General features: G+C 65.8%; 27 protein-coding genes. 17 read left to right on the top strand and 10 right to left on the bottom strand.

The annotated features are described in order from the left end of the window. Positions 1 to 129: 129 nt before the first annotated feature. Positions 130 to 1,203 carry a tartrate dehydrogenase gene (locus AC1VNY_RS31120; protein WP_482408022.1) on the bottom strand — a complete coding sequence of 358 codons (1,074 nt, stop codon included), beginning with the start codon at positions 1,201 to 1,203 and terminating at the stop codon, positions 130 to 132. 18 nt (positions 1,204 to 1,221) lie between these two features. Beyond that, complete coding sequence (locus AC1VNY_RS31115; protein WP_482408021.1) at positions 1,222 to 2,535, bottom strand: MFS transporter; 1,314 nt, start codon at positions 2,533 to 2,535, stop codon at positions 1,222 to 1,224. A gap of 166 nt (positions 2,536 to 2,701) precedes the next feature. Here AC1VNY_RS31115 and AC1VNY_RS31110 point away from each other — a divergent pair, with 166 nt between their 5' ends. The 10 genes from AC1VNY_RS31110 (at position 2,702) to AC1VNY_RS31065 (ending at position 11,500) form a co-directional block, all read left to right on the top strand. Then, a complete protein-coding gene (locus tag AC1VNY_RS31110; protein WP_482408020.1) occupies positions 2,702 to 3,619 on the top strand; it encodes a LysR family transcriptional regulator in 918 nt (305 codons plus the stop codon). A 979-nt stretch (positions 3,620 to 4,598) separates the two neighbouring features. Further along, on the top strand, positions 4,599 to 4,790 hold the full coding sequence (locus tag AC1VNY_RS31105) for a hypothetical protein (RefSeq protein ID WP_482408019.1): 192 nt from the start codon (positions 4,599 to 4,601) through the stop codon (positions 4,788 to 4,790). Positions 4,791 to 4,795: 5 nt separating this feature from the next. Further along, positions 4,796 to 5,551, top strand: coding sequence for a metal ABC transporter ATP-binding protein (locus AC1VNY_RS31100; protein ID WP_482408018.1), 756 nt, complete (start codon positions 4,796 to 4,798; stop codon positions 5,549 to 5,551). Positions 5,552 to 5,556: 5 nt separating this feature from the next. Beyond that, positions 5,557 to 6,426 (top strand): metal ABC transporter permease, encoded by an 870-nt coding sequence (locus AC1VNY_RS31095; RefSeq protein WP_028341367.1) that lies wholly within the window; start codon positions 5,557 to 5,559, stop codon positions 6,424 to 6,426. A 5-nt stretch (positions 6,427 to 6,431) separates the two neighbouring features. After that, on the top strand, positions 6,432 to 7,304 hold the full coding sequence (locus AC1VNY_RS31090; RefSeq protein ID WP_482408017.1) for a metal ABC transporter substrate-binding protein: 873 nt from the start codon (positions 6,432 to 6,434) through the stop codon (positions 7,302 to 7,304). 56 nt (positions 7,305 to 7,360) lie between these two features. Next, complete coding sequence (locus tag AC1VNY_RS31085; protein ID WP_482408016.1) at positions 7,361 to 8,413, top strand: CobW family GTP-binding protein; 1,053 nt, start codon at positions 7,361 to 7,363, stop codon at positions 8,411 to 8,413. Then, positions 8,413 to 9,432 carry a WD40 repeat domain-containing protein gene (locus AC1VNY_RS31080; RefSeq protein ID WP_482408015.1) on the top strand — a complete coding sequence of 340 codons (1,020 nt, stop codon included), beginning with the start codon at positions 8,413 to 8,415 and terminating at the stop codon, positions 9,430 to 9,432. The genes AC1VNY_RS31085 and AC1VNY_RS31080 overlap by 1 nt, the downstream gene beginning before the upstream one ends. 77 nt (positions 9,433 to 9,509) lie before the next feature. After that, on the top strand, positions 9,510 to 10,226 hold the full coding sequence (locus AC1VNY_RS31075) for an MgtC/SapB family protein (protein ID WP_038384367.1): 717 nt from the start codon (positions 9,510 to 9,512) through the stop codon (positions 10,224 to 10,226). Positions 10,227 to 10,307: 81 nt separating this feature from the next. Then, the gene (locus tag AC1VNY_RS31070; RefSeq protein ID WP_482408014.1) at positions 10,308 to 10,640 is read left to right on the top strand and encodes a hypothetical protein; all 333 of its coding nucleotides are present in this window, start codon (positions 10,308 to 10,310) and stop codon (positions 10,638 to 10,640) included. A 119-nt stretch (positions 10,641 to 10,759) separates the two neighbouring features. After that, on the top strand, positions 10,760 to 11,500 hold the full coding sequence (locus tag AC1VNY_RS31065; protein WP_482408013.1) for an acetoacetate decarboxylase: 741 nt from the start codon (positions 10,760 to 10,762) through the stop codon (positions 11,498 to 11,500). A gap of 130 nt (positions 11,501 to 11,630) precedes the next feature. On the opposite strand, the gene AC1VNY_RS31060 is transcribed toward AC1VNY_RS31065, so the two are convergent. The 6 genes from AC1VNY_RS31060 to AC1VNY_RS31035 all read right to left on the bottom strand — a co-directional run bounded on the left by AC1VNY_RS31060 (position 11,631) and on the right by AC1VNY_RS31035 (position 16,597). Beyond that, positions 11,631 to 13,073, bottom strand: coding sequence for a homospermidine synthase (locus tag AC1VNY_RS31060; protein WP_212055964.1), 1,443 nt, complete (start codon positions 13,071 to 13,073; stop codon positions 11,631 to 11,633). Positions 13,074 to 13,113: 40 nt separating this feature from the next. Continuing rightward, positions 13,114 to 13,503 (bottom strand): RidA family protein, encoded by a 390-nt coding sequence (locus AC1VNY_RS31055; RefSeq protein ID WP_028332860.1) that lies wholly within the window; start codon positions 13,501 to 13,503, stop codon positions 13,114 to 13,116. Positions 13,504 to 13,594: 91 nt separating this feature from the next. Beyond that, complete coding sequence (locus AC1VNY_RS31050; protein WP_162832417.1) at positions 13,595 to 13,762, bottom strand: hypothetical protein; 168 nt, start codon at positions 13,760 to 13,762, stop codon at positions 13,595 to 13,597. Between the two features lie 11 nt (positions 13,763 to 13,773). Next, positions 13,774 to 14,391, bottom strand: coding sequence for a GNAT family N-acetyltransferase (locus tag AC1VNY_RS31045; protein WP_482408012.1), 618 nt, complete (start codon positions 14,389 to 14,391; stop codon positions 13,774 to 13,776). A gap of 130 nt (positions 14,392 to 14,521) precedes the next feature. Next, positions 14,522 to 15,664, bottom strand: a complete 1,143-nt coding sequence (locus AC1VNY_RS31040; RefSeq protein ID WP_461195515.1) for a type III PLP-dependent enzyme — start codon at positions 15,662 to 15,664, stop codon at positions 14,522 to 14,524. Between the two features lie 672 nt (positions 15,665 to 16,336). Beyond that, complete coding sequence (locus tag AC1VNY_RS31035; protein ID WP_028341358.1) at positions 16,337 to 16,597, bottom strand: hypothetical protein; 261 nt, start codon at positions 16,595 to 16,597, stop codon at positions 16,337 to 16,339. Between the two features lie 130 nt (positions 16,598 to 16,727). On the opposite strand from AC1VNY_RS31035, the gene AC1VNY_RS31030 reads away from it, so the two are divergent. From AC1VNY_RS31030 to AC1VNY_RS31020, 3 genes are read left to right on the top strand one after another with little or no spacing between them, the layout of a single operon-like run. Beyond that, positions 16,728 to 18,815 (top strand): M3 family metallopeptidase, encoded by a 2,088-nt coding sequence (locus tag AC1VNY_RS31030; RefSeq protein ID WP_482408011.1) that lies wholly within the window; start codon positions 16,728 to 16,730, stop codon positions 18,813 to 18,815. Between the two features lie 2 nt (positions 18,816 to 18,817). After that, positions 18,818 to 19,468, top strand: a complete 651-nt coding sequence (locus AC1VNY_RS31025; protein WP_482408010.1) for a DUF1007 family protein — start codon at positions 18,818 to 18,820, stop codon at positions 19,466 to 19,468. Beyond that, positions 19,465 to 20,592, top strand: a complete 1,128-nt coding sequence (locus AC1VNY_RS31020) for a nickel/cobalt transporter (protein WP_482408009.1) — start codon at positions 19,465 to 19,467, stop codon at positions 20,590 to 20,592. Before AC1VNY_RS31025 ends, AC1VNY_RS31020 begins: the two co-directional genes overlap by 4 nt. Positions 20,593 to 20,767: 175 nt before the next feature. Here the strand turns inward: AC1VNY_RS31020 and AC1VNY_RS31015 are convergent, their stop codons facing one another. Further along, positions 20,768 to 21,166, bottom strand: a complete 399-nt coding sequence (locus AC1VNY_RS31015) for an MAPEG family protein (protein WP_016842609.1) — start codon at positions 21,164 to 21,166, stop codon at positions 20,768 to 20,770. Positions 21,167 to 21,280: 114 nt separating this feature from the next. Here AC1VNY_RS31015 and hemH point away from each other — a divergent pair, with 114 nt between their 5' ends. The 3 genes from hemH (at position 21,281) to AC1VNY_RS31000 (ending at position 23,979) form a co-directional block, all read left to right on the top strand. Continuing rightward, entirely contained in the window at positions 21,281 to 22,318 is a 1,038-nt protein-coding gene (gene hemH, locus AC1VNY_RS31010) for a ferrochelatase (protein WP_482408008.1), read from the top strand. Between the two features lie 168 nt (positions 22,319 to 22,486). After that, the gene (locus tag AC1VNY_RS31005) at positions 22,487 to 23,491 is read left to right on the top strand and encodes an SPFH domain-containing protein (protein ID WP_304498607.1); all 1,005 of its coding nucleotides are present in this window, start codon (positions 22,487 to 22,489) and stop codon (positions 23,489 to 23,491) included. A gap of 41 nt (positions 23,492 to 23,532) precedes the next feature. Further along, the gene (locus AC1VNY_RS31000; RefSeq protein WP_304498608.1) at positions 23,533 to 23,979 is read left to right on the top strand and encodes an NfeD family protein; all 447 of its coding nucleotides are present in this window, start codon (positions 23,533 to 23,535) and stop codon (positions 23,977 to 23,979) included. 164 nt (positions 23,980 to 24,143) lie between these two features. Here the strand turns inward: AC1VNY_RS31000 and AC1VNY_RS30995 are convergent, their stop codons facing one another. Further along, entirely contained in the window at positions 24,144 to 24,503 is a 360-nt protein-coding gene (locus AC1VNY_RS30995) for a winged helix-turn-helix transcriptional regulator (RefSeq protein ID WP_482408007.1), read from the bottom strand. An 87-nt stretch (positions 24,504 to 24,590) separates the two neighbouring features. Between AC1VNY_RS30995 and AC1VNY_RS30990 the strand changes: the two genes are divergently transcribed. Then, positions 24,591 to 25,130: a carboxymuconolactone decarboxylase family protein gene (locus AC1VNY_RS30990; protein ID WP_482408006.1), complete on the top strand. Its 540-nt coding sequence runs from the start codon at positions 24,591 to 24,593 to the stop codon at positions 25,128 to 25,130. Positions 25,131 to 25,137 lie beyond the last annotated feature (7 nt).

Raw genomic sequence — 25,137 nt, 5'->3', positions numbered from 1 at the left:
CCGCGAGTCACGCTGTGGAGAGAGCCCCCACCCGCCGCGCTCCGGACGACGCTTCGCGTCGCGCGTTGCGCGTCGGCCTCCCCCGCAAGCGGGAGAGGCGGACGGAGTTCGCGGATGGCGACCGCCCCCTCACACATTCGATCCATGGATCGCGTCGATCACCGCATCGGTCACTTCCTTGGTTGTCGCCTTGCCGCCGACGTCGGGCGTCAGCACGCCGGCGGCGCACACCTTCTCCACCGCCGCCATCAGGCGGGCCGCGGCGTCCTTCTCGCCGAGATGCTCCAGCATCTGCGCACCGGTCCAGAAGGTCGCGACCGGGTTGGCGATGCCCTTGCCGGTGATGTCGAAGGCCGAGCCGTGGATCGGCTCGAACATCGAGGGGTAGCGGCGCTGCGGGTCGATGTTGCCGGTCGGCGCGACGCCGAGGCTGCCGGCCAGCGCGCCGGCAAGGTCGGAGAGAATATCGGCGTGCAGATTGGTCGCGACGATGGTGTCGAGGCTCTTCGGATTGAGCGTCATCCGCACCGTCATGGCGTCGACCAGCATCTTGTCCCAGGTGACGTCGGGGAAGTCCTTCGCCACCTCGGCGGCGATCTCGTCCCACATCACCATGCCGTGGCGCTGCGCGTTCGACTTGGTCACCACGGTGAGGAATTTGCGCGGCCGCGACTGCGCCAGCTGGAACGCATAGCGCATGATCCGCGTGACGCCGACGCGGGTGAAGACGGCGACTTCGGTGCCGACCTCTTCCGGCAGGCCCTTGTGTGCGCGGCCGCCCATGCCGGCATATTCGCCTTCGGAATTCTCGCGCACGATCACCCAGTCGAGATCGCCGACGCCGACATTGCGCAGCGGCGAGGCGACGCCGGGCAGGATCTTTGTCGGCCGCACATTGGCGTATTGGTCAAAGCCCTGGCAGATCGGCAGGCGAAGGCCCCACAGCGTGATGTGGTCCGGCACATCAGGCGCGCCGACCGCACCGAAATAGATCGCGTCGAAGTTCTTCAGCTCCGCGAGCCCGTCGGCCGGCATCATCACGCCGTGCTTCTTGTAATAGGCCGAGCCCCAGTCGAAGGTTTTGACGTTGAAGCTGATGTCGCCGCTGCGTTTTGCGAGAGCCTCCAGCACGCGGACGCCCGCGGAGATCACTTCGGGGCCGATGCCGTCGGCGGGGATGGCGGCGATGGAATGGGTACGCATGGGTTGTCTCCGGATCAGTTAGTGAGTTCGCACGGGATTGGGTTGCGGTTCGGATTGTGCCGGTGCGCTCTGCGCGCGCGACAGCAGCAGCGTGAGCACGGCCGAGAGCACCAGGAGGCCGGCGACGAAATAGAGGCCGCCTTCGAAACTGCCGGTGCGTTCCTTGATCCAGCCGATCATCGCCGGCCCGACGAAGCCGCCGAGATTGCCTATCGAGTTGATGGTGGCAATCCCGGCCGCCGCGGCCGAGCCCGACAGGAACGTGGTCGGCATGCTCCATAGCGGCGGCTTCGATGAGGAGATGCCGATATTGACCAGCGTCAGCGCCGCGATCACGGCGGCAAGGCCGGTCCACAGCCCGGCAAGCGCAAGTCCCGCCGCGGCCATCAGGCAGGCCAGCACCACGTGCCAGGTGCGCTCGCCGGTGCGGTCGGAATGCCGCGCCCACAACACCATCGCGATCACGGCAACCGTCGCCGGTACCGCATTGAGGAAGCCGACCTGGATCGACGACAGGCCGAACGCCTTGATGATCTGCGGCGCCCACACCCCAAGTGTGTAGAGCCCCGCCGAGGTGCCGAAATAGACCAGCGCCAGCGCCAGCACGCGCGGGTCGGCGAGGCCGCGCCAGATGCTGTGGCTCGCGGTTGAGGCCTTGCCGTCGGTCTCGGCCTTCATGGTCTTGACCAGCCAGGCGCGCTCGTCGTCGGCAAGCCATCTGGCCTGCTCCGGACGGTCGGTCAGGAAGCCCAGCACGACGAAGCCGAGCAGCACGGCGGGCACCGCCTCCAGCACGAACAGCCATTGCCAGCCCTTGAAGCCGAGCATTCCGTCCATCTCCAGCAGCGCACCTGAGAGCGGCGAGCCGAGCACGGTCGAGAGCGGCGCCGCCGCCATGAACAGCGCGGTGACGGCGGCGCGCTGCCGCGCCGGGAACCAATAGGAGAGATAGAGGATGATGCCGGGGAAGAAGCCGGCCTCCGCAGCGCCGAGCAGGAAGCGCAGCACGTAGAAGCTGGTCGCGCCCTGCACCAGCGCCATCGCCGCGGAGACCAGGCCCCAGGTGATCATCACCCGCGCGATCCAGATCCGCGCGCCGATCTTGTGCAGGATGATGTTGGAGGGCACCTCGAACAGGAAGTAGCCCCAGAAGAAGATACCGGCCCCGAAGCCATAGACGGTCGGCGACAGGCCGATGTCCTTGTTCATGGTCAGCGAGGCGAAGCCGATATTGACGCGGTCGATGAAGGCCACGAAGTACAGCAGCATGATGAACGGCACGATGCGCAGTGAGATCTTGCGCAATACGCGCGTGCCAAGCTCGCTTTCCATGGGCTTCTTCCCCGGGTTCGTCTTGTTTGTTGGGACGGCGCCTGTAGCGCGCCATCGGAAAGCCTAGAAGCTCGCGCCCTTTCGCTTCAACCCGCGCCGGTTTATACAAAAAAATGATATAATCCCCGCAGTCGGCAACGGCGGCTCGGAACGCACAGGAATCAGCTTGGAACTGCACCAGCTTCGCTGCTTCGTCGCGGCTGCCGAGGAGCTGCATTTCGGCCGCGCCGCGCAGCGCCTGCAGATGATGCCGTCGGCGCTGGGCCGCCACATCAAGCTCTTGGAAGAGGATCTCGGGGTGCGGCTGTTCGCGCGCACCACGCGCGCGGTGTCGTTGACCGAGGACGGCTCTTTGCTGCTGCGCGAGGGCCGCGCGCTGCTCGGCCGCGCCGAAGCGATCGAGAACGGCTTTCGTCGCCGCCTGCGCAAGCCACAGGCGCGGCGGTTCCGGATCGGCGCGATCGACAGCGCCGCGGCCGGCCTCTTGCCGCCGTTGCTGCGCGACCTCCGTGCCGCGCATCCGGACGTCGCGGTGCAACTGCTCGAGGAGAAGACCATCCGCCTGCTGCCGAAGCTCTTGTCGGGCGCGCTCGACCTTGCGTTCGTGCGCCCGCCGGAGCGGCCCGACCGGCGCATCGAGTTTGTCCCGCTGTTGCAGGAGACCGCCGTGGTGGCGCTGTCGCACAAGCACGCACTGGCGCGGCGCAAGCAGATCGTGCTGCCCGACATCGCGGATCAGCCCTTGATCGTGCCGGAGCGCCGCTCGCGGCCGCACAGCCACGATCTGACGACAAAACTGTTCGACGAGGCCGGGCTGACGCCGCGCATCCAGGAGATCGCCGACGAGAAGCAGACCATCGTCAACATGGTCGCAGCAAGGCTCGGCGTTGCCATCGTGCCGCGCTGGACCGCGCGGATGGCGATCCCCGGCGTCCGCTTTGTGCCGCTCCGCCTGAAGCGCGGCAGCAGCGCCGGCCGCCTGCCGCTCGCCGCCGCCTGGCTGAAAGGCTCCCGCGATCCGGTCCGCGACCAGGTGATCGCGGTGCTCGAGGCAAGGTTGAAAAGTTACGCGCGCGAGGCGTGAGGCTGCCTCGTTGCGTGATGCCTCGACGGCCGACGAATGATTTTGGCCGGTTGACCTAGGTCAACGCGGCCAGCGACGGCGGGGATGAGCCTGTCCGGCATGGCGAAGCGTCAGGACTGGGTCATGATCGCAGGGTGCGTTGCTACCGCTTTGGCGGTGGTGGCGCTCGTCGCCCTCTTCTCTGCCTGAGCCATGTCGCCCCCGTAGTATTACGGGAGCGCCCAGCTAAGTGCTGGAGATAACTCGATAATTCCAGAAGCCCGAACACCGCTGGCACAAACTGCACTGGCTTGCCGAGTTCCTCCCGGCATAGCCTCCCCTTCCAACGTAGGGCGGCGTTATGGGCAACCTACTTTACAGCGTGTTTGTCGTGCTGATGGGGCTAAGCCCGGTCATCCTCATGGCGATTGCCATGTTCATGTATTGAGGGCCGGGGCTGTGTCTTTCGGCGTGCCGACCACTAATCCATTCCGCTGGCGTGCTTAGTGAACAAATCCGAGATGCCTTAACCTGGTGAAAGGTTGGTGTCAGCGCGGGCGTGTACGCTCCCGCCCATGAATCGGGACCTGCTGTATTTCCGTCTCTCGCTCGTCTGGATGGCGATCACCGCTGCCGTGCTAGTCTATGTGCTGGTCGCATAGGGGCTGTCTCTCCGTCGCCGAAGGCCGTCCGCCGGTATTTTCCTCACCCGCCGATCGGTGGTTACGACACTGAATCTGAGACGCGCGGGTGTGCCTCACAATCTGCACCACGGATTCGCCGTTGTCTCGGCCTTCGCCAGGACGACGCCGGAGAGAACTGCGCACGGGTCTGCCTTCGCTCCGGCGCAGGTAGCCAACGGTTCCCGTCGAGGCAGGTTTCCGGCAAAGCCGTCGACCGGGGTCACTCGGCCGCCGCAGCTCAAATCCACGGTTTTGCGGATCGGCCATGAGTTCCTCGTTTGTAGACTCGCGTTATGTTATAATATAACAGTCGTTCCATGGCGCATATGCACACCCACGACCACCACCATCACGGCCACGCCCCCCACGGGCACAGCCACGGCCCGCACGCGCATCCGGCGCAGGCCGCGCACTGGTCGATCCTGCGCATGCCCGTGCCGGCCCGGCTGCTCGCGGCGCTGGCGGTCAGCGCCGGCCTGTGGGCGGTCGTCTGGCTGGCGATGAGGTGAGACCCGTGGCTGCTCTTGTTACCTTCCGCGACGTCACGCTCGGCTACGACCGCCACCCGGCGGTGCATCATCTCAATGGTGCCGTCGAGGCGGGTGCGCTGCTCGCCGTGATCGGCCCGAACGGCGCCGGCAAGTCGACCCTGCTGCGCGGCATCGCCGGCGTGCTCAAGCCGCTGTCCGGCGTGATCGATCTCGACGGGCTGGATCATCGCGACATCGCCTATCTGCCGCAGTCTGCCGACATCGACCGCAGCTTCCCGATCTCGGTGTTCGACTTTGTCGGCACCGGGCTGTGGCGCTCGACCGGATTCTTCGTCGGCATCGGCAAGGCCGCGCGCGAGAAAATTTTGGCGGCACTCGCCGCGGTCGGCCTCAACGGGTTCGAGAACCGCCCGATCGGCACGCTGTCCGGCGGCCAGACCCAGCGCATGCTGTTCGCGCGCGTGCTGTTGCAGGACGCCCGTCTGATCGTGCTCGACGAGCCGTTCAACGCCATCGATGCCAAGACATCAGCCGATTTGCTGGCGCTGGTGAAGCGCTGGAACGGCGAGGGGCGCACGGTGCTGGCGGCGTTGCACGACCTCGACATGGTGCGCAACAATTTCCCGGAGACGCTGCTGCTGGCGCGCGGCCCGGTGGAATGGGGACCGACCGCCGAGGCGCTGACGGCGGACAATCTGATGGTCGCGATGCGGATGTGCGAGGCGTTCGACGACAGCGCCGCGGCCTGCGCCGCCGATCCACGCTCGCGGGCTGCCTGACGCCGATGCTATCCGACGCGCTGGTCACGCCCTTCACCGAATTCGAGTTCATGCGCCGCGCGCTGGCGGCGGTGATCGCATTGTCGCTCGGCGGTGCGCCGATCGGCGTGTTCCTGATGCTGCGGCGGATGAGCCTGGTCGGCGACGCCATGGCGCATGCGATCCTGCCGGGGGCTGCGATCGGCTTCCTGCTGTCCGGGCTCAATCTGTTCGCGATGACGACCGGCGGCCTGATCGCCGGCTTTGCGGTGGCGCTGCTCGCGGGCCTTGTCGCCCGTACCACCGAATTGAAGGAGGACGCCTCACTGGCGACCTTCTATCTGGTCTCGCTTGCGCTCGGCGTCACGATTGTTTCGATCAAGGGCACCAATATCGACCTGCTGCATGTCCTGTTCGGCAACATCCTGGCGATGGACGATCAGACGCTGCTGGTGATCGCGTTCAACGCCACCCTTACGCTCTTGGTGCTCGCGGTGATCTATCGCCCGCTGGTGATCGAATGCGTCGATCCGGTCTTTTTGCGCACCGTGAGCCGGGCCGGCGCGCCGGCGCATCTCGCCTTCCTCGCACTCGTCGTGGTTAACCTCGTCAACGGCTTCCACGCGCTGGGCACGCTGCTCGGCGTCGGGCTGATGATCCTGCCCGCGGGCATCGCGCGGTTCTGGTCGCGCGACATCACCACCATGATCTGCATCGCGGTCGCGAGCGCGATTGTGTCTGGTTATGCCGGGCTGGTGCTGTCGTACCAGACCCGGATTCCTTCCGGCCCCGCGATCATCCTGGTCGCGGCGGGGCTCTATATTGTGTCGCTGCTTTTCGGCAATGTCAGCGGCCTGGTGCGGCAGCTGTTTCCCGGCCGCCATCTCGAGGCGTGAGTACGATGCGGCGATTGTTCGGTTTGATTGGTCTGGCGCTGCTGCTGGCGAGCGGACCGGCGCGCGCCGCGGAGCGCATCAACGTCGTCGCAAGCTTCTCGATCCTCGCCGACATGGTGCGCAATGTCGGCGGTAATAATGTCGACGTGACCGCGCTGGTCGGGCCCGACGGCGACGCGCATGTCTACGCGCCGACGCCGGCGGATGCCAGGAAGGTCGCCGACGCCAAGCTCGTGGTCATCAACGGCCTCGGCTTCGAGGGCTGGATGCCGCGGCTGCTGCAGGCCTCGGGCAGCAAGGCGTTGGTCGCGGTGGCGACCAAGGGGATCATGCCACGGAAAATGGGCGGCCATGACGACCCGCATGCCTGGCAATCCGTGGCCAATGCGAAGATCTATGTCGTCAATATTCGCGACGGGCTGATCGCCGTGGCCCCCGACCAGGCGACGATCTTCAAGGCCAATGCCGACGCCTATCTGGCCAAGCTCGAGGCGCTCGACCGCGAGGTACACGAAGCGGTGGCGAAAGTGCCGGAGGCGCGGCGCAAGGTGATCTCGACCCACGGCGCCTTCGGCTATTTCGCCGATGCCTACGGGGTCACGTTCTTCTCGCCGCTCAGCGTGTCCACCGATTCCGAGCCCAGCGCGCGCGATATCGCCGCGATCATCGCCCAGATCAAGCTTGCGAAAATTCCGGCAGTTTTTCTCGAAAATATCAGCGATCCCCGCCTGATCGAGCGGATCGCGGCCGAGACCGGCGCCCGGGTCGGCGGCACCCTGTATTCGGACGGTTTGACGGCCGAAAAGGGCGATGCACCCACTTACATTGATATGGTCAGGCACAATATAAAGGCCCTGACCAGCGCGCTCGCCGAGTAGGGCAGGGGCCTCCTTGCCGGGTTGAGTGCCGTGATTCAAGTTCCTTCGGAGTTGTTATGGCTGAAGCTTCGCAAAAAATTCCTGTGACCGTGCTGACGGGCTATCTCGGCGCCGGCAAGACCACGCTGTTGAACCGCATCCTGTCGGAAAACCACGGCAAGAAATACGCCGTCATCGTCAACGAATTCGGCGAGATCGGCATCGACAACGACCTCATCATCGGCGCCGATGAGGAAGTGTTCGAGATGAACAATGGCTGCGTGTGCTGCACCGTGCGCGGCGACCTCGTCCGCATCATGGACGGCCTGATGAAGCGCAAGGGCAAGTTCGACGCCATCATCGTCGAGACCACCGGCCTTGCCGATCCGGCGCCGGTCGCACAGACCTTCTTCGTCGACGAGGACGTGCAGAAGAACGCCCGGCTCGACGCGGTCGTGACCGTCGCCGACGCCAAATGGCTGAGCGACCGGCTCAAGGACGCGCCGGAGGCCAAGAACCAGATCGCGTTCGCCGACGTCATCGTGCTGAACAAGACCGACCTGGTCTCCAAGCCCGAGCTCGCCGAGGTCGAAGCCCGCATCCGCGGCATCAATCCCTATGCCAAGCTGCACCGCACCGAGCGTTGCCAGGTCGGGCTGACCGACGTGCTGGAGCGCGGCGCGTTCGATCTCGACCGCATCCTGGAGATCGAGCCGGATTTCCTCGAGGCCGGCGACGATCACGACCATGATCACGATCATCATGACCATGATCATCACCACCACCATAATCACGACCATGGCCATGGCGGGTTGAAGCACTATCACGACGAGGACATGCAATCGCTGTCGCTGCGCTCGGAGAAGCCGCTCGACCCGACCAAGTTCATGCCATGGCTGCAGCAGCTCGTCGCCACCGAGGGCCAGAAGATCCTGCGCTCGAAGGGCATTCTCGCCTTCACCGGCGATGACGACCGCTATGTGTTCCAGGGCGTCCACATGATGCTGGAGGGCGATCATCAGCGGAAATGGAAGGACGACGAGAAGCGCGAGAGCCGTGTCGTGTTCATCGGTCGCGAACTGCCCGAGCAGGCGATCCGCGACGGCTTCGAGCAGTGCATCACCACGTGATGAAAGAGTTCGATCCGGGCGAGGCCCCTTCTTCCATCGTTTCGATCACCGACCGCGTCAAGCCGCTGCCGCTCGGCGCGGCGGTGGGGTCGGTGCATTTCCTCGGCGACCGCGCGTTCTTCGTCGGCGCCGAGGAGGGTGTTGCGATCGCGACCGCCGACGGCGAGATCACACGGACGGAGACGCATTTCGGCGCCATCCTGTGCGTCGCCTCCGACGGCAAGCGGCTCGTCACCGGCGGTGACGACGGCAAGCTGATCGCGATCGATGCCAAGGGCGAGACTTCTGTCATTGCGACCGACGCCAAGCGGCGCTGGATCGACAACGTCGCGCTGCACAGCGACGGCACGGTGGCATGGTCGGCGGGCAAGACCGCCTTCGTGCGCAATCCCAAGGGCGAAGAGAAAACCTTCGAGGTGCCGTCGACAGTCGGCGGACTTGCCTTTGCGCCGAAGGGCCTGCGGCTCGCGATCGCGCATTACAACGGCGTGACCTTGTGGTTTCCCAACATGGCGGCCAATCCGGAGTTTCTGGAATGGGCCGGCTCGCATCTCGCCGTCATGTTCAGCCCGGACAACAAATTCCTCGTCACCGCGATGCACGAACCCGCGATGCATGGCTGGCGCCTCGCCGACAACCGGCACATGCGGATGAGCGGCTATCCCGGCCGCGTCCGCTCGATGTCATGGAGCGCCGGCGGCAAGGGGCTCGCGACCTCGGGCGCCGATACCGTGATCGTCTGGCCGTTCACCAGCAAGGACGGCCCGATGGGCAAGGAGCCGGCGATGCTGGCGCCGATGCCGGCGCGGGTCGCGGTGGTCGCCTGCCATCCGAAGAACGACATCATGGCGGTCGGCTATGCCGACGGTACCGTGCTGATGGTCCGCCTAGAGGACGGCGCCGAGATCCTGGTGCGCCGGAACGCCGGCACGGCGGTGTCCGCGCTCGGATGGAATGCCAAGGGCACGCTGCTCGCCTTCGGCACGGAAGATGGTGACGCGGGCATCGTGGAAATGTAAGAGATCGCGGCAGACGAGGCGTTTTCGAGCGAAGAAAACGCGTCAAAAGACGAAGCTCGCGCCGGGGCCGCAGCGTCATGCGATTTCTCACCACGTTCCAGCTCGCCGACTTCATCGACACGCTGGTCAGCCTGACCACGGCCTTTGTGTTTGGCACCCTGATCGGCGCCGAGCGGCAGTACCGGCAGCGCACCGCGGGTCTGCGCACCAACGTGCTGGTCGCGGTCGGCGCTGCCGCCTTCGTCGACCTCGCGATGCATCTGGCCGGCGCCGACGGCGCGGTCCGGGTGATCGCCTATGTGGTGTCGGGGATCGGCTTCCTCGGCGCCGGCGTCATCATGAAGCAGGGCATGGACGTGCGCGGCCTCAACACCGCGGCGACGCTGTGGGCCTCGGCCGCGGTCGGCTCCTGCGCCGGTGCCGACCTCGTGGCGCAGGCGGCGGCGCTGACCGTGTTCGTGATCGCCGGCAACACGCTGCTGCGTCCGCTGGTCAACGCCATCAACCGCATCCCTCTGAACGAAAAGGCCTCGGAGGCGACCTACTACTTCAAGCTCGCCGTGACTCCCGAGGCACTGCCCGACATGCGCGACCGCCTGGTCGAGAAGCTGGAGGCCGCGAACTATCCGGTCGCCGATGTCGACGTGGTCGAGGCCGGCGACGACTTCCTGGAGATCGTGGCGACGCTGGTCTCGACCGCGGTCGAGCCCAACGAATTGAATGCCGTGGTGGTCGACCTGCAGCATCAACCCGGCGTGCGGCACGCGACCTGGGAGGTCAGCACCACGGATTGAACCGAGGTTCCCGCAGGCACCGCTTCGGAACCATGCCGTGGCGGGATCGTTGACCCCGCGGACAAGGCGCAGGTGAACGAGATGGCTGTGGATCGGACCAGGTTGCGAATCGACATGATGATCGCCTCGACGCTGGTGGCGGCCGGTGTTGCGATCGCGGTGCTTTCGCTGCACGCGATCAATGCCGCCCCGCCGCAGGAGATCGCCCAGGCGACCCAGCCGCTGCAACCGACGCCGACGCCCGAGCCGCAGAAGACGGCGCCGCCGGCCGAGTCGAAGCCGGGCGGCGAGCGGCCGACCACGCCGGCGCCGCAGCCCGCGCGTCCCGACGACGAGGCACAGAAGTCCGGCGCCAAGCCGTTGCTGCCGCCCGCGCCCGCGGAGAAGACCGCGCCGCCGATCGAGAAAAAGTAAGCGCGCGGCGGCCCGCATTGTGACGCGGATTTGACGGACGCTGCCGATTATACGGTCTCGCCTCCGCCGCCGACGCCCTCCATAATCTGTCGTCTTGCCAACGACAGATGGGGCCTGCCATGAAGATCGAGGACGTCCGGCGCACCGCCTATTCGATGCCGCTCACCAACCCGTCGTTTCCGCCGGGGCCCTACCGGTTCTTCGACCGCGAATATTTCATCATCACCTACAAGACCGACCCGGAAGCGCTCGCCGCCGTGGTGCCGGAGCCGCTCGAGGTCGCCGAGCCGGTGGTGAAGTACGAGTTCATCCGCATGCCGGACTCGACCGGCTTCGGCGACTACACCGAGACCGGGCAGGTGATCCCGGTTCGCTTCAGGGGCGAGGAGGGTGCCTACACCCACGCGATGTATCTCGACGATGAAGGTCCGATCGCCGGCGGCCGCGAGCTGTGGGGATTTCCGAAGAAGCTGGCAAAGCCCAGGATCGAGGTCGAGAGCGACGTGCTGGTCGGCTCGCTGCATTACGGCTCGGTGCTCTGCGCCTCCGCCACCATGGGCTACAAGCACCGCAAGGTCGACCTCGACACCGTCTTGAAATCGATGGCGGCGCCGAACTTCATCCTGAAGATCATCCCGCATGTCGATGGCAGCCCGCGGATCTGCGAGCTGGTGCGGTTTCATCTGGAAGACATCACGCTGAAGGAGGCCTGGACCGGTCCCGCCGCTCTCGGGCTGTTTCCGCACGCGCTGTGCGACGTCGCCCGCCTGCCGGTGCGCGAGGTGGTCTCGGCGCTGCATTTCAAGGCGGACTTGACGCTCGGCCTCGGCTCGGTCGCGTTCGACTACATGGCGAGATGACGAAGTCATTCCGGGGCATCGCGTCAGCGATGAACCATCGTGCGCACTCGCGCACTGGAGAATCTCGCGCAACAATTTCGAGATCCCGGGTCTGCGCGCATAAGCGCGCATCCCGGGATGACCCTTCGGGTCAGCGCACCAGAATATTCTTGAACTGCCAGGGATCGCTGGTGTCGATATCTTCCGGGAACAGTCCCGGACGATCCGTCAGCGGGGTCCAGTCGGTGTAGAAGCCCTTCACGGGGCCGAGATACGGCAGCTGGATTTCCAGGAGACGATCGAAGTCCATCTCGTCGGCCTCGACGATGCCTTCGTTCGGGTTTTCCAGCGCCCACACCATGCCGCCGAGCACGGCGGACGTCACCTGCAGGCCGGTGGCGTTCTGATAGGGCGCGAGCTTGCGGGTCTCCTCGATGGAGAGCTGCGAGCCGTACCAGTAGGCATTGTTGTCATGGCCGAACAGCAGGACGCCGAGCTCGTCGATGCCATCGACGATTTCGTTCTCGTCGAGGATGTGGTGCTTCTCCTGCATCTTCGCTGCGCGGCCGAACATTTCATGCAGCGACAGCACGGCGTCGTCGGCCGGGTGATAGGCATAGTGGCAGGTCGGCCGATAGATCGCCGTGCCCGCTGCGTCACGCACCGTGAAGTAATCGGCGATCGAGATCGACTCGTTGTGGGTGACGAGGAAGCCATACTGCGCGCCGCGGGTCGGGCACCAGGTGCGCACGCGCGTGTCGGCGCCGGGCTGCATCAGATAGATGGCTGCGCCGCAGCCGGCTTCGTGGGTATGCGCATTCTGGGGCATCCACTTCTCATGGGTGCCCCAGCCGAGTTCGGACGGCTGCACGCCTTCCGACAGGAAACCTTCCACCGACCAGGTGTTGACGAAGACGTCAGGCTCTTTCGGCGACTTGGAGCGCTGGGTGTCGCGTTCGGCGATGTGGATGCCCTTCACACCGGCCTGTCGCATCAAGTCCGCCCATTCGGCCTTGGTCTTCGGCTTCGGGGCATTGAGCTTCAGATCCGCGGCGACATTGAGCAGCGCCTGCTTGACGAAGAACGAGACCATGCCGGGATTGGCGCCACAGCAGGAGACGGCGGTCGTCGAGCCAGCGGGGCGCGCCTTCTTGGCGGCCAGCGTCACTTCGCGAAGGGCGTAGTTGGAGCGCGCTTCGGGGCCCTTCGACGAATCGAAATAGAAGCCGAGCCAGGGCTCGTTGACGGTGTCGATGTAGAGAGCGCCGAGTTCGTTGCAGAGCTCCATGATGTCGGTCGAGCCGGTATCGACCGACAGATTGACGCAAAAGCCCTGGCCGCCGCCTTCAGTGAGCAGCGGGCTCAGCAGGTCGCGATAATTGTCCTTGGTCACGGCCTTCTGGATGAATTTGACGTTGTGCTTCTCGCAATGCGCCTTGCGGCCCTCGTCCTTGGGGTCGATCACGGTGACGCGCGACTTGTCGTAATCGAGATGCCGCTCGATCAAAGGCAGCGTGCCTTTGCCGATCGAGCCGAAGCCGATCATGACAATGGGACCTGTGATCTTCGCGTAGATCTGCGAGGCGGGGCTCATCATTTTCTCCAGGAGAGTGCCTAGCGGCGGATAGAGTGGATCAGGGGTTGCGACGCTTCGCGGTGACTTCGATCTCGACCTTCATCTCGGGCTTGTAGAGCCCCGCGACGATCAGCATCGTTGCGGCCGGGCGGATGTCGCCGAGGACCTCGCCGCAGACCGCGAAATGGGCATCCACGTCACGGGCATCGGTGAGGTAGTAGGTCGCGCGGACGATGTCGGCCATCGCAAAGCCTCCCTCCTTGAGGGCGGCCTCGATGGTCTTGAAGCAGTTCCGTGACTGGCTCGTGACATCCGACGGCATGGTCATCGTGGCGTAGTCATAGCCGGTGGTTCCCGCGACGAAGGCGAAGTCGCCGTCGATCACGGCGCGGCTGTAGCCGGCGGTCTTCTCAAAGGGCGAGCCGGTGGAAATCAGGCGGCGGGACATCTGGACCTCGACGAAAAATGGCTTTGCGCGGGGTTTACGGGCATTTTTGCCGCCCGCGCAACCCCTTGGTTCAGGCCTGGTGCGGCCGGCACTAGTGGGACTGCAGCGTGGTGTCGGGCGGCGATGGCGGCGTGCCGGTCCAGCGCCGGACCAGGATATCCCTGACGATCATCACCGAGATCAGGATCAGCATGACCGTGGTGACGAGGCCGCGCCAACGCGGGCGCGCGCCATCGGTGATGGGAAGGTGCTCCGACATGACGGCCCACCTTACGCCGCGTGCGGCACGGCAAGCGGTGCCTTCCGGGTCCGGGATCGCGTCCGCGATGCCTTGGCCTCGGGCAGCGGCGCGCCGGTCGGCGTGATCATGCCCCAGGCGCCGTCCAGCGCGCCGGCGCCAAGCTCGAGGCCGAGCAGCCGCTCGCGCTCGAACGTGCCCGGCAGCGACAGCTCGCCGGTCTTGGCCGCGGTGAAGCCGAAGCGGGCGTAGTAGGGCGCATCGCCAAGCAGGATCACGGCGCCGTGGCCGCGCGCCTTGGCGACCGCCAGCGCGCGCTGCATCAGCGCGGCGCCGACGCCGAGGCCGCGGCAGTCGTCGTCGACTGCCAGCGGCCCCAGCATCAGCGCGCTGCGGCCCCCCGCGCTGACGTGCCACAACCGCACGGTTCCAACCAGCCGGCCGTCCTGGCGCACGGCCGCAAGGCTCAGGCCTTCGGCGGGCGCGCGTCCGTCGCGCAGGCGCTGGCAGGTGCGCGTATGGCGATTGCAGCCAAAGCAGGCATCCAGCAGCGCTTCGCGTGCAACGACGTCCGAGCCACGCTCCGCACGGATCGCGAACGGGGCGGCATCTCGGATGAGGGCAACGGGGGTGTTCCGTTTTGCAGTCATGGCACGTCAGTCCCCGCTTGCAACGGCATGTCGTACGCCGCGGCAAGCGTCGTTCAGGAAAATCAAAAATGATCGGGGAGGAGCCGGCGGGGCCGGCTCCCGGTTTATCGAGCCTCGATAAGGAGGCGGGTCAGATGTGGTAGGTCTTCAGCGGCGGAATGCCGTTGAACGCCACCGACGAGTAGGTCGACGTATAGGCGCCGGTGCCTTCGATCAGCAGCTTGTCGCCGATCTCGAGCGTCACCGGAAGCGGATACGGCAGCTTCTCGTACAGCACGTCGGCGCTGTCGCAGGTCGGGCCCGCGAGAACGCACGGCGTCATGTCCGCCCCGTCATGCGGGGTGCGGATGGCGTAGCGGATCGACTCGTCCATCGTCTCGGCGAGACCGCCGAACTTGCCGATGTCGAGATAGACCCAGCGGACCTCGTCCTCGTCGCTCTTCTTCGAGATCAGAACGACTTCGGTCTCGATGATTCCGGCATTGCCGACCATGCCGCGGCCCGGCTCGATGATCGTCTCCGGGATCTGGTTGCCGAAATGCTTGCGCAGCGCGCGGAAGATCGACCGGCCATATTGCACGACCGGCGGAACGTCCTTGAGGTACTTGGTCGGGAAGCCACCGCCCATGTTGACCATGGTGAGGTTGATCCCGCGCTCGGCGCAGTCACGGAACACGGTCGACGCCATCGCGAGCGCGCGGTCCCACGCCTTCACCTTGCGCTGCTGCGAGCCGACATGGAACGAGATGCCGCACGGCTCCAGACCCAGGCGCTTGGCGAGGTCGAGCACCTCGACCGCCATCTCCGGGTCGCAGCCGAACTTGCGCGACAGCGGCCACTCGGCGCCGGCGCAGTCATAGAGGATGCGGCAGAACACCTTGGCGCCGGGGGCGGCACGGGCGACCTTCTCGACCTCGGCGGCGCAGTCGACCGCGAACAGGCGAATGCCGAGCGCGAAGGCGCGCGCGATGTCGCGCTCCTTCTTGATCGTATTGCCATAGGAGATGCGGTCCGGCGTCGCACCGGCGGCCAGCGCCATCTCGATCTCCGCGACCGTCGCGGTGTCGAAGCAGGAGCCGAGCGAGGCCAGCAGCGAGAGCACTTCGGGCGCAGGATTAGCCTTCACCGCGTAGAACACGCGGCTGTCCGGCAGCGCCTTCGCGAAGGTCTGGTAATTGTCGCGCACGACTTCGAGGTCGACGACGAGGCACGGCTCGGTGTCGAGACCATCCTGGCGGCGGTTGCGCAGGAATTCCTGGATACGTTCAGTCATGGCACTCTCCAACGGCCCCAGCGACGGGATCCGCATCAACGTGACGTCGGGTAAGAGCGCTTCGGCCACATCGCGCGATGGAGGCGCGTTGAGGCCAAGAGACTCAAACCAGACTGTGCTGCCGTGGATTGGTTGGGAGAGTTTCCCGCCCGCTCACCTGGCAATGAAGGACAAGCCTTTTCAGTAGCCCGGGCCGGCGTTGGACCGCCGGTAGAGACCAAAAAAGCCCGATCCGTCGTTGCTTTAAGTCGCGTCCCCCGTTGAGAGCGGGGTGCGCCGGTTCGCCTCCGGCTGCCAGTCACGGTTGCAAAGAGTGGTGAGACCTTCAACGGCATCCCTGGAGAGAGATGCTGGCCGCCTCGTGTCCTGACGGACGTAAGCGACCCTCGGTTCTTCCACCCCTTGGCGGCTGTCCGGCCTCTTGTCCGGATACCTACCGACTGACACACGACCACAGGCACGTGCGAAATTGGGCAAGGCAGGAAATAAGTCTTTTGACTTCGCGGCGCAAGAATTTTTTTGCGATAGCGGCAAATTTCCCTAACGCGTGCTTGCGATGTCGCGCGCAGCACGCGTCGGAGGCGCTGAAAATGAACGGCTGTTAAGAATGACTAACGAAGCGTGTGTGCGTTTTAGCCCTGTGCCGCAGCGCTTTCTTGAATCGCTCAAAGCTCACGCGCGACGCGTGAACGGCTCGACGCGCTGCGCGGCGCGGATGAAGGCGATCATGATCAAGACGCCGATGCCGAACAGCACCGCCTGCAGGATGTGCGCGGCGACATCGTCGAGCCCAAGCAGGATCGCGAGCGCCCAGCCGCCGGCGAACGCCGCGCCGAACACTTCCGCGCCGATCAGGATCGCCGCCGAGATCACAGTGATGACGCTCGGCCAGACGATGGTGCGGTTGCCTGAGGTGGAGGGCTGCATGGTCATGGAATAGGTCCTGTTCAGGGGGCGCAATCTCTCCGAAAAGTGCCCATCTATCAAGCGCAAAAGGCCCAAAAATGCCGTACCGCGTGATATAGATTGGGCAGCATTTTCAAGGCGAAAAACGGGACATTCGATGTCAGGAACCAGCGCAGACGCCAAGGTCGAGACTTTGGCCAACCCCCTCCTGAAGGCATGGCAGACGCCGCTCGAGACGCCGCCCTTCGCCGAGATCAAGCCGGAGCATTTCCTGCCCGCCTTCGAGCAGGCCTTCGCCGATCATTCGGCGGAAGTGACTGCGATCACCCACGATCCGGCGCTGCCCGACTTCGACAACACCATCACGGCGCTGGAGCGCTCCGGCAAGCTGCTGTCGAAGGTATCGGCGGTGTTCTACGACCTGGTCTCGGCGCATTCGAGCCCGGCGATTCTGGAGATCGACAAGGAAGTGTCGCCCCGAATGGCGCGGCACTGGAATCCGATCATGATGAACGCTGTGCTGTTTGGCCGCATCGCCATGCTGCACGAGAAGCGCGCCTCGCTCGGCCTGACCGGCGAGCAGATGCGGCTGCTGGAACGCACCTACACCCGCTTCCGCCGCTCCGGCGCCGGCCTCGACGATGCGGCAAAGGCCCGCATGGCCGAGATCAACGAGCGCCTCGCCCATCTCGGCACCTCGTTCAGCCACCATCTGCTCGGCGACGAGCAGGAGTGGTCCATGGAGCTCGGCGCGGACGACCGCGCCGGTCTCTCCGACACATTTGTGGCGGCTGCCAAGGCTGCGGCGGAAGAGCGCGGCATGCCCGGCAAGGCGATCGTGACGCTGTCGCGCTCCTCGGTCGAGCCGTTCCTGCAAAGCTCGTCGCGGCGCGATCTGCGCGAGAAGGTCTACAAGGCCTTCACGGCGCGCGGCGACAATGGCAACGCCAACGACAACAACGCGACCATCGTGGAGATCCTGAGACTCCGCGAGGAGACCGCCAAGATACTGGGCTTCCCGACCTACGCCGCCTACCGCCTCGAGGATTCCATGGCGAAGACGCCGGAGGCCGTGCGCGGCCTCTTGGACCGGGTCTGGAAGCCGGCGCGGGCGCGGGCGCTCGCCGACCGCGACGCGCTGCAGGCGCTGATCGCGGAGGAGGGCGGCAATTTCACCCTGGCGTCCTGGGACTGGCGCTACTACGCCGAGAAGCTGCGCCAGCGCCGCGCCAATTTCGACGATTCCGCGATCAAGCCCTATCTGGTGCTCGACCACATGATCGAGGCCGCGTTCGACTGCGCCACCCGCCTGTTCGGCGTCACCTTCGAGGAGCGCAAGGATGTCCCGGTCTGGCATCCGGATGTCCGGGTCTGGGAGGTCAAGGGCCGCGACGGCCAGCACAAGGCGCTGTTCTACGGCGACTACTTCGCGCGGCCCTCGAAGCGCTCCGGTGCCTGGATGACCTCGCTGCGCGACCAGCAGAAGCTCGACGGCGCCGTCGCGCCGTTGGTCATCAATGTGTGCAACTTCGCCAAGGGCGCCGACGGCGCGCCGTCGCTGCTGTCGCCCGACGATGCGCGGACCCTGTTCCACGAGTTCGGCCATGGCCTGCACGGCATGCTGTCCAACGTGACCTATCCGTCGCTGTCCGGAACCAGCGTGTTCACCGACTTCGTCGAGCTGCCCTCGCAGCTCTACGAGCACTGGCAGGAGCGGCCCGAGGTGCTGCAGCGCTTCGCCCGCCACTACCAGACCGGGGAGGCGCTGCCGGACGACCTGCTCAAGCGCTTCCTCGCCGCGCGCAAGTTCAACCAGGGCTTTGCCACCGTGGAGTTCGTCTCCTCCGCGCTGGTCGACCTCGAATTCCACACCCAGCCGGCGGCGGCGAGCTGGGACGTCCGCGCCTTCGAACAGAAGGAGCTGGAGAAGATCGGCATGCCCGCCGAAATCTCGCTGCGGCACCGGCCGACCCAGTTCGGCCACATCTTCTCCGGCGACCACTATGCCTCCGGCTATTACAGCTACATGTGGTCGGAGGTGATGGATGCCGACGCCTTCGGCGCCTTCGAGGAGGCCGGCGACATCTTCGATCCCGCGACCGCCAAGCGGCTGCATGACGACATCTATTCGTCGGGCGGCTCGCGCGATCCCGAGGAGGCCTATGTCGCCTTCCGCGGCCGCGAGCCCGAGCCGGACGCGCTTTTGCGCCGTCGCGGCCTCCTCGAGACGCCTGAGGCGGCCTGAAGGTGCGGCAGTCGTTGAAGCGCCTGATCGCTGGGCTCGTGCTTGCGGTGTCCGTCGTGCTCGGCACGGCGGCCGCCGAGGCCCATCCGCATGTCTGGATCGTCGCCAAGAGCGAGCTGATCTACGCGCCCGACGGCACCATCACGGGGGTCCGCCACGCCTGGACCTTTGACGACATGTTCTCGACCTACGCGCTGCAGGGCATCGAGACCAAGGTGAAGGGCGCCTATAGCCGCGAGGAGCTGGCGCCGCTGGCGCAGACCAACGTCGAGTCGCTGAAGGAATACGCCTACTTCACCTTCGCCAAAGGCGACGGCAAGAAGCAGAAGTTCACCGAACCGGTCGACTACTTCCTCGAATACAAGGATTCGGCGCTGACGCTGCACTTCACCTTGCCGCTGAAGACGCCGTTCAAGGCGAGGCAGCTCTCGCTCGAAGTGTTCGACCCGACCTATTTCATCGACTTCCAGTATGCCGCGAAGGAGCCGGTCAAGCTGGTCGGCGCCGCGGCGGACTGCAAGATGCAGTTCGAACGGCCGAACAGTGACGGCACCGCCGCCGCGCAGAAACTCGGCGAGCAGACCTTTCTCGACGGTGGCAACGGTAATTTCGGCATGATGTTCGCCAACAAGGTCTCGGTGGAGTGCCCATGACGCCGATCGTCTCGCGCATGACGCGCGGCCTCGCCGTGTCCGCTGCCGCGCTGGCGGCATTTGCGCTGCTCGATGGCGCCGTTCATGCGCTGCTGGCGCAAAATCCGTTCGGCGCGCCGCGCGCGGCGGAGCCGCAGGGCGGGCTGGTCGGCTGGCTGCTGGCGAAGCAGTCGGAGTTTTACCGCGAGATATCGCAGACCATCCGTGCCGCGAAATCCGACGGCTCGGCGGTCTGGACGCTGCTCGCGATCTCCTTTGCCTACGGGATTTTCCATGCCGCCGGCCCCGGCCACGGCAAGGCGGTGATTTCCTCCTACATGGTCGCCAACCGCGAGACCGCGCGGCGCGGCATCGTGCTGTCGTTTGCCTCGGCGCTGATGCAGTCGGTGGTCGCCGTTCTCATCGTGGGCGTCTGCGCCTGGCTGCTCAACGCGACCGCGAAGACCATGTGCGGGGCGGAGAAGGCGATCGAGATCGCAAGCTATGCGCTGATCGCGGCGTTCGGCGCCCGGCTGGTGTGGGTCAAGGGCGGTGGCTTCTTCCGCGCGCTGCAGATGCCGCGCCCGGCGCTGGCGATGGCCGGCGCGCATCAGCACGATCACGATCACGGCCAGCATGACCACGATCACCACGACCACGGCCATGATCACCATCATCGTCACGCGCACGACGATCACGGGCATCATCATGACCATGGCCACGAGCACGGTCACGACGCGCAGCACGTCCATGACGAGCATTGCGGCCATTCGCACGGCCCGACGCCGGCCGAGCTCGCCGGTCCTGGCGGCTGGCGGCGGGGGCTTGGCGCGATCCTGACCGTCGGGATCCGGCCGTGCTCGGGCGCGATCCTGGTGCTGGTGTTCGCGCTGGCGCAGGGCCTGTTCTGGGCCGGCATTGCCGCGACCTTCGTGATGGGGCTCGGCACCGCCATCACGGTGGCGGCGATCGCGCTCGTCGCGGTGTCGGCGCGCGGCGTGGCCGAGCGGCTGAGCGCGGCGCGCGACGGCGGCGGCATGGTGATCATGCGCGGCCTGGAGTTCGCCGCCGCGGGCCTCGTGCTGCTGTTCGGGCTCGGCCTGCTGTTCGGCTACGTCGCCGCCGAGCGGGCGACGTGCTTGTAGGGTGCTTGGTCCCGCTTGCTGTCCTGTGATCCGTCACCCTGAGGTGCGAGCCTTGCGGTGCACTTGCACCGCTGGGCGAGCCTCGAAGGGTCGACGGCCACCGGCCGGGCCGTGCATCCTTCGAGGCTCGCTCCGCTCGCACCTCAGGATGACGGGGAGGAAAGCGAACTCGAATTCAACTCGTCAGATATCCCCGGATCGCCGGCAGCAGGAAGATCGCGATGTTGATCGCGAAGCCGATGCTCCAGAGGATCGAGCGCAGCGTCGGGCGGTTGCCGATATAGGTGAAGACGTAGGCGATCCGCACGATCAGGAACAGCACGGCGAGCTCGTCGATCAGCCGCAGCGGGCCGACGCGGAATTCGGCGAGCAGCACGGCGAAGGCGAAGAACGGGAAGGCCTCGATGCCGTTCTGGTGCGCGCCAAGCGCCCGCGAGCGGATCGGATCGTCGTAGAAGTCGGGATCGCGCGGCCTGGCATTGTCGAAGCTGCGGAAGCCGGTCCACTTCACCGATACGATCGTCAGCAGCGAGAGCATCAGCGTCCCGAAGACGCACCATTCGGCGATCGTCATGGTTCCCCCTTATTCCGCACGGGAACGTAGCCAACCCGCACTCGGCTTGACAAGGTTGGAACAACGCGCGAAGCCCAAAGCTCCCAAGCGAAGGATATCTAGCGCAAGGCTATCATGAGCACGGTGATCCCCTTCGAGAGCGCGAAGCCTGCCGCGGCGCCGAAGCCGGAACGCGTCGGCGTGCTCCTGGTCAATCTCGGCACGCCCGATACGGCGGATGCCGCCGGCGTGCGGGTCTATCTCAAGGAATTCCTGTCCGATCCCCGGGTGATCGAGGATCAGGGCCTGCTCTGGAAGCTGATCCTCAACGGCATCATCCTGCGCGTCCGTCCGGCCCGCAAGGCGCGCGACTATCTGAAGATCTGGAACACCGAGAAGAACGAGTCGCCGCTGAAGACCATCACGCGCTCGCAGGCCGACAAGCTGGCGGAGGCGATCGCCGATCACGACCACGTCGTGGTCGACTGGGCGATGCGCTACGGCAACCCTTCGATCAAGGAGCGCATCGAGGCGCTGGCGGCGCAGGGCTGCGGCCGGCTCCTGGTGGTGCCGCTCTATCCGCAATATTCCGCCGCGACGTCGGCGACCGTCTGCGACGAGGCGTTTCGCGTGCTGGCCGGCATGCGCGCGCAGCCGATCCTGCGGGTGACGCCGCCTTACTACGACGACCCCGATTACATCGAGGCGCTCGCGGTCTCGATCAATGCGCATCTTGCGACCTTGCCGTTCCAGCCCGAGATCATCGTCGCGTCGTTCCACGGCATGCCGAAGGAATATGTCGACAAGGGCGATCCCTATCAGGCGCAATGCATCGCCACGACCAACGCGCTGCGCAAGCGGCTCGGGCTCGATGCCAACGGGCTGATCCTCACCTTCCAGTCGCGCTTCGGCAACGCCGAGTGGCTGCAGCCCTATACCGACAAGACGGTCGAGAAGCTGGCCAAGGACGGCGTGCGGCGCATTGCCGTGGTGACGCCCGGCTTCTCCGCCGATTGCCTGGAGACGCTGGAGGAGATCGCGCAGGAGAATGCCGAGATCTTCCGGCACAATGGCGGCGAGCAGTTCGCGGCGATCCCCTGCCTCAACGACAGCGACGGCGGCATGGACGTGATCCGCCAGCTCGTGCTGCGCGAGCTGCAGGGCTGGATCTGATTGTTAACGATCAGTGACACCGGACACGGCTATTCATTTGCATCTGGTAGTCGGACGGCAGCTTCCGATGTGCTAGGGAGAACAACAGCCGGCTGAACCGGCGGAGCGGTCCTGCCGACCAATGCACGACCGTGACTGGCGACGGTCTCGCCGGCCCTGGAGGAATTTATGACTGGCTTCGACGTCTTCGCGATCGCGTTTGTTCTTCTCGTCATCGTTACGCTGTTCGCCGGGATCAAGACCGTTCCGCAGGGTTATGACTGGACCATCGAGCGGTTCGGCAAATACACCCGCACGCTGTCGCCCGGCCTCAATCTGATCGTGCCCTATTTCGATCGCATCGGTCGCAAGATCAACATGATGGAGCAGGTGATCGACATCCCCGAGCAGGAGGTGATCACCAAGGACAACGCCACTGTGACGGTGGACGGCGTCGCGTTCTACCAGGTGTTCGATGCCGCCAAGGCGAGCTACGAGGTCGCCAATCTCAACCAGGCGATCACCGTCCTGACCATGACCAACATCCGCTCGGTGATGGGCTCGATGGATCTCGACCAGGTGCTGTCGCATCGCGACGAAATCAACGAGCGGCTGCTGCGCGTGGTCGACGCCGCGGTGTCGCCCTGGGGCGTCAAGGTCAACCGCATCGAGATCAAGGACATCGTGCCGCCGGCCGACCTCGTCGAGGCGATGGGCCGGCAGATGAAGGCCGAGCGCGTCAAGCGCGCCGACATCTTGCAGGCCGAGGGCCAGCGCCAATCCGAAATCCTGCGCGCCGAGGGCGCCAAGCAGGGTCAGATCCTGCAGGCCGAGGGCCGCCGCGAAGCCGCCTTCCGCGACGCCGAGGCGCGCGAGCGGCTCGCCGAGGCCGAAGCCAAGGCGACCCAGATGGTGTCGGAATCGATCGCCAAGGGCGACGTCGCGGCGCTGAACTATTTCATCGCCGACAAGTACATCAAGGCGTTCGGCCAGCTCGCGGAATCGCCGAACCAGAAGGTCTTGATGCTGCCGATCGAGACCTCGAGCGTGCTGGGCTCGCTGGCCGGCATCGGCGAGATCGCCCGCGCCACCTTCGGCGAGAGCGCGGCGTCCGCTACGGCCGCAGCACGGCGCGGCGGCTCGGTGCCGCCGGCCGGCCCGACTGCGCCGCCGCCGGTGCCGCCGCAGCGGTGAGGGCGTGACGGCGTCGCGCCCGCAATGGTAGAGGTCCTGTCATGGCCGAGATGTTTTCGACATTGGGTACCTGGAACTGGCTGATCTTCGGCTTCATCCTGATGGCGCTGGAGCTCGCAGCGCCCGGGGTATTCTTGTTCTGGCTCGGGCTCGCGGCGCTCCTTGTGGGCCTGCTGTCGTTCGCTTTCACGCCGTCCTGGCAAACGCAGCTCCTGATGTTCGCGGTGTTCGCCGCGTTGGCGGTGCCGGCCTGGCGGCATTTTGCCAAGGGCGCGACAGCAGCGAGCAAGACCAACCCGTTCCTCAACCGCCGCAACGAAGCCCTGGTCGGCCGCGAATTCACCCTGGAGAAGCCGATCATCGACGGATCGGGCACGGTGCGGATCGATGACACGGTGTGGCGCGTCGCCGGCCCCGATGCGCCGGCCGGCAGCCGGGTGAAGGTGGTGCGCGCCGACGGCGCCAGCCTGACGGTGGCGATCGCTTAGTTTGACCTGAGCCATCGACGACGACTTGGCCCGAGCGTCGAATGCTGCTTCGGACGAGTAATCCGTAGCCCGGGTGAGCCAACGGGTCGCGCGAATGCGCGCCCGATGACAGGCTCCGCGATACCCGGGGAAACCGCTCCCGCATATCGCTCCGCTCATGCGGGCTACACACTGACGGTCGCCGAGGTCTTGCTGCCGCCCCGCTTGCTCCAGCGCTCGGCGAAACGATGGAGCGGCGTGAAGGTCTGGAACAGCTCCCGCCCGAGCGCGGTGAGGCCGTAACCATCCTCCGTCAGCTCGACGAAGCCGGCCTCGCGCAGCTCCGTCAATCGCGTCTGCAGGATGGTCGGCGACGCCTCGTCGCAGGCAGCGCGCAGCGCGCGCGAGGTCAGCGCGCCCTCCCGCAGCTCCCAGATGATGCGCAAGGTCCAGCGCCGTCCCAAGAGATCGAGCAGCGCCATGATCGGGCGGCCGGTCCGCGAGCCGCGGACGGCGGGTCTTGTGACTGGGCCCTGCTTCGGCATGTCGCGAATTCCTTTCGAATCTCTCTTGCGGATCGCTACAGATATTGTAGCGTGTTGCTACATTAAATGTAGCAACGGGATCAGCCCATGTCACGCCTCGCGCCGCTCGATCCGCCCTATCCGGCGGACGTTCAACAGCATTTTGATCGCATCATGCGCGGCAAGCCGCCGCTGGTGCTGTTCCGCGTGATGGCCGGCCATCCGCGCGCCTGGGAGAAGTTCCGCGGCGGCAGCTTACTGGATCGTGGGCCGTTGTCGCTCAGGGAGCGGGAGATCGTGATCGACCGCACCTGCGCGCTCAATGCCTGCGAATATGAATGGGGCGTCCATGTCACGGCGTTCGGCGCGGCCGCCGAACTGACGGAGCAGCAGGTCCAGGCCACCGTGCGCGGTGCGGCCGATGCCGACTGCTGGTCGCCGGCCGAACAGGCGATGATCGCGGCGGTCGACGCGCTGCATGCCCGCGCGACGCTGGATGACGCGGAATTCGCGGCGCTGTCGGCGCATTACGATGAGGACCAGATCCTGGAGATCATCCTGTTGTGCGGCTTCTACCGCACGGTCTCCTACCTCGCCAACGCGTTGGCTCTGCCGCTGGAGCCGACCGCGGCAAGATTTCCCAAGTAACCGCTGT

This window comes from Bradyrhizobium ferriligni (assembly GCF_056837965.1).
Note: the sequence above shows the minus strand (reverse complement) of the source record. Positions and strands in the feature narration are given on the sequence as shown.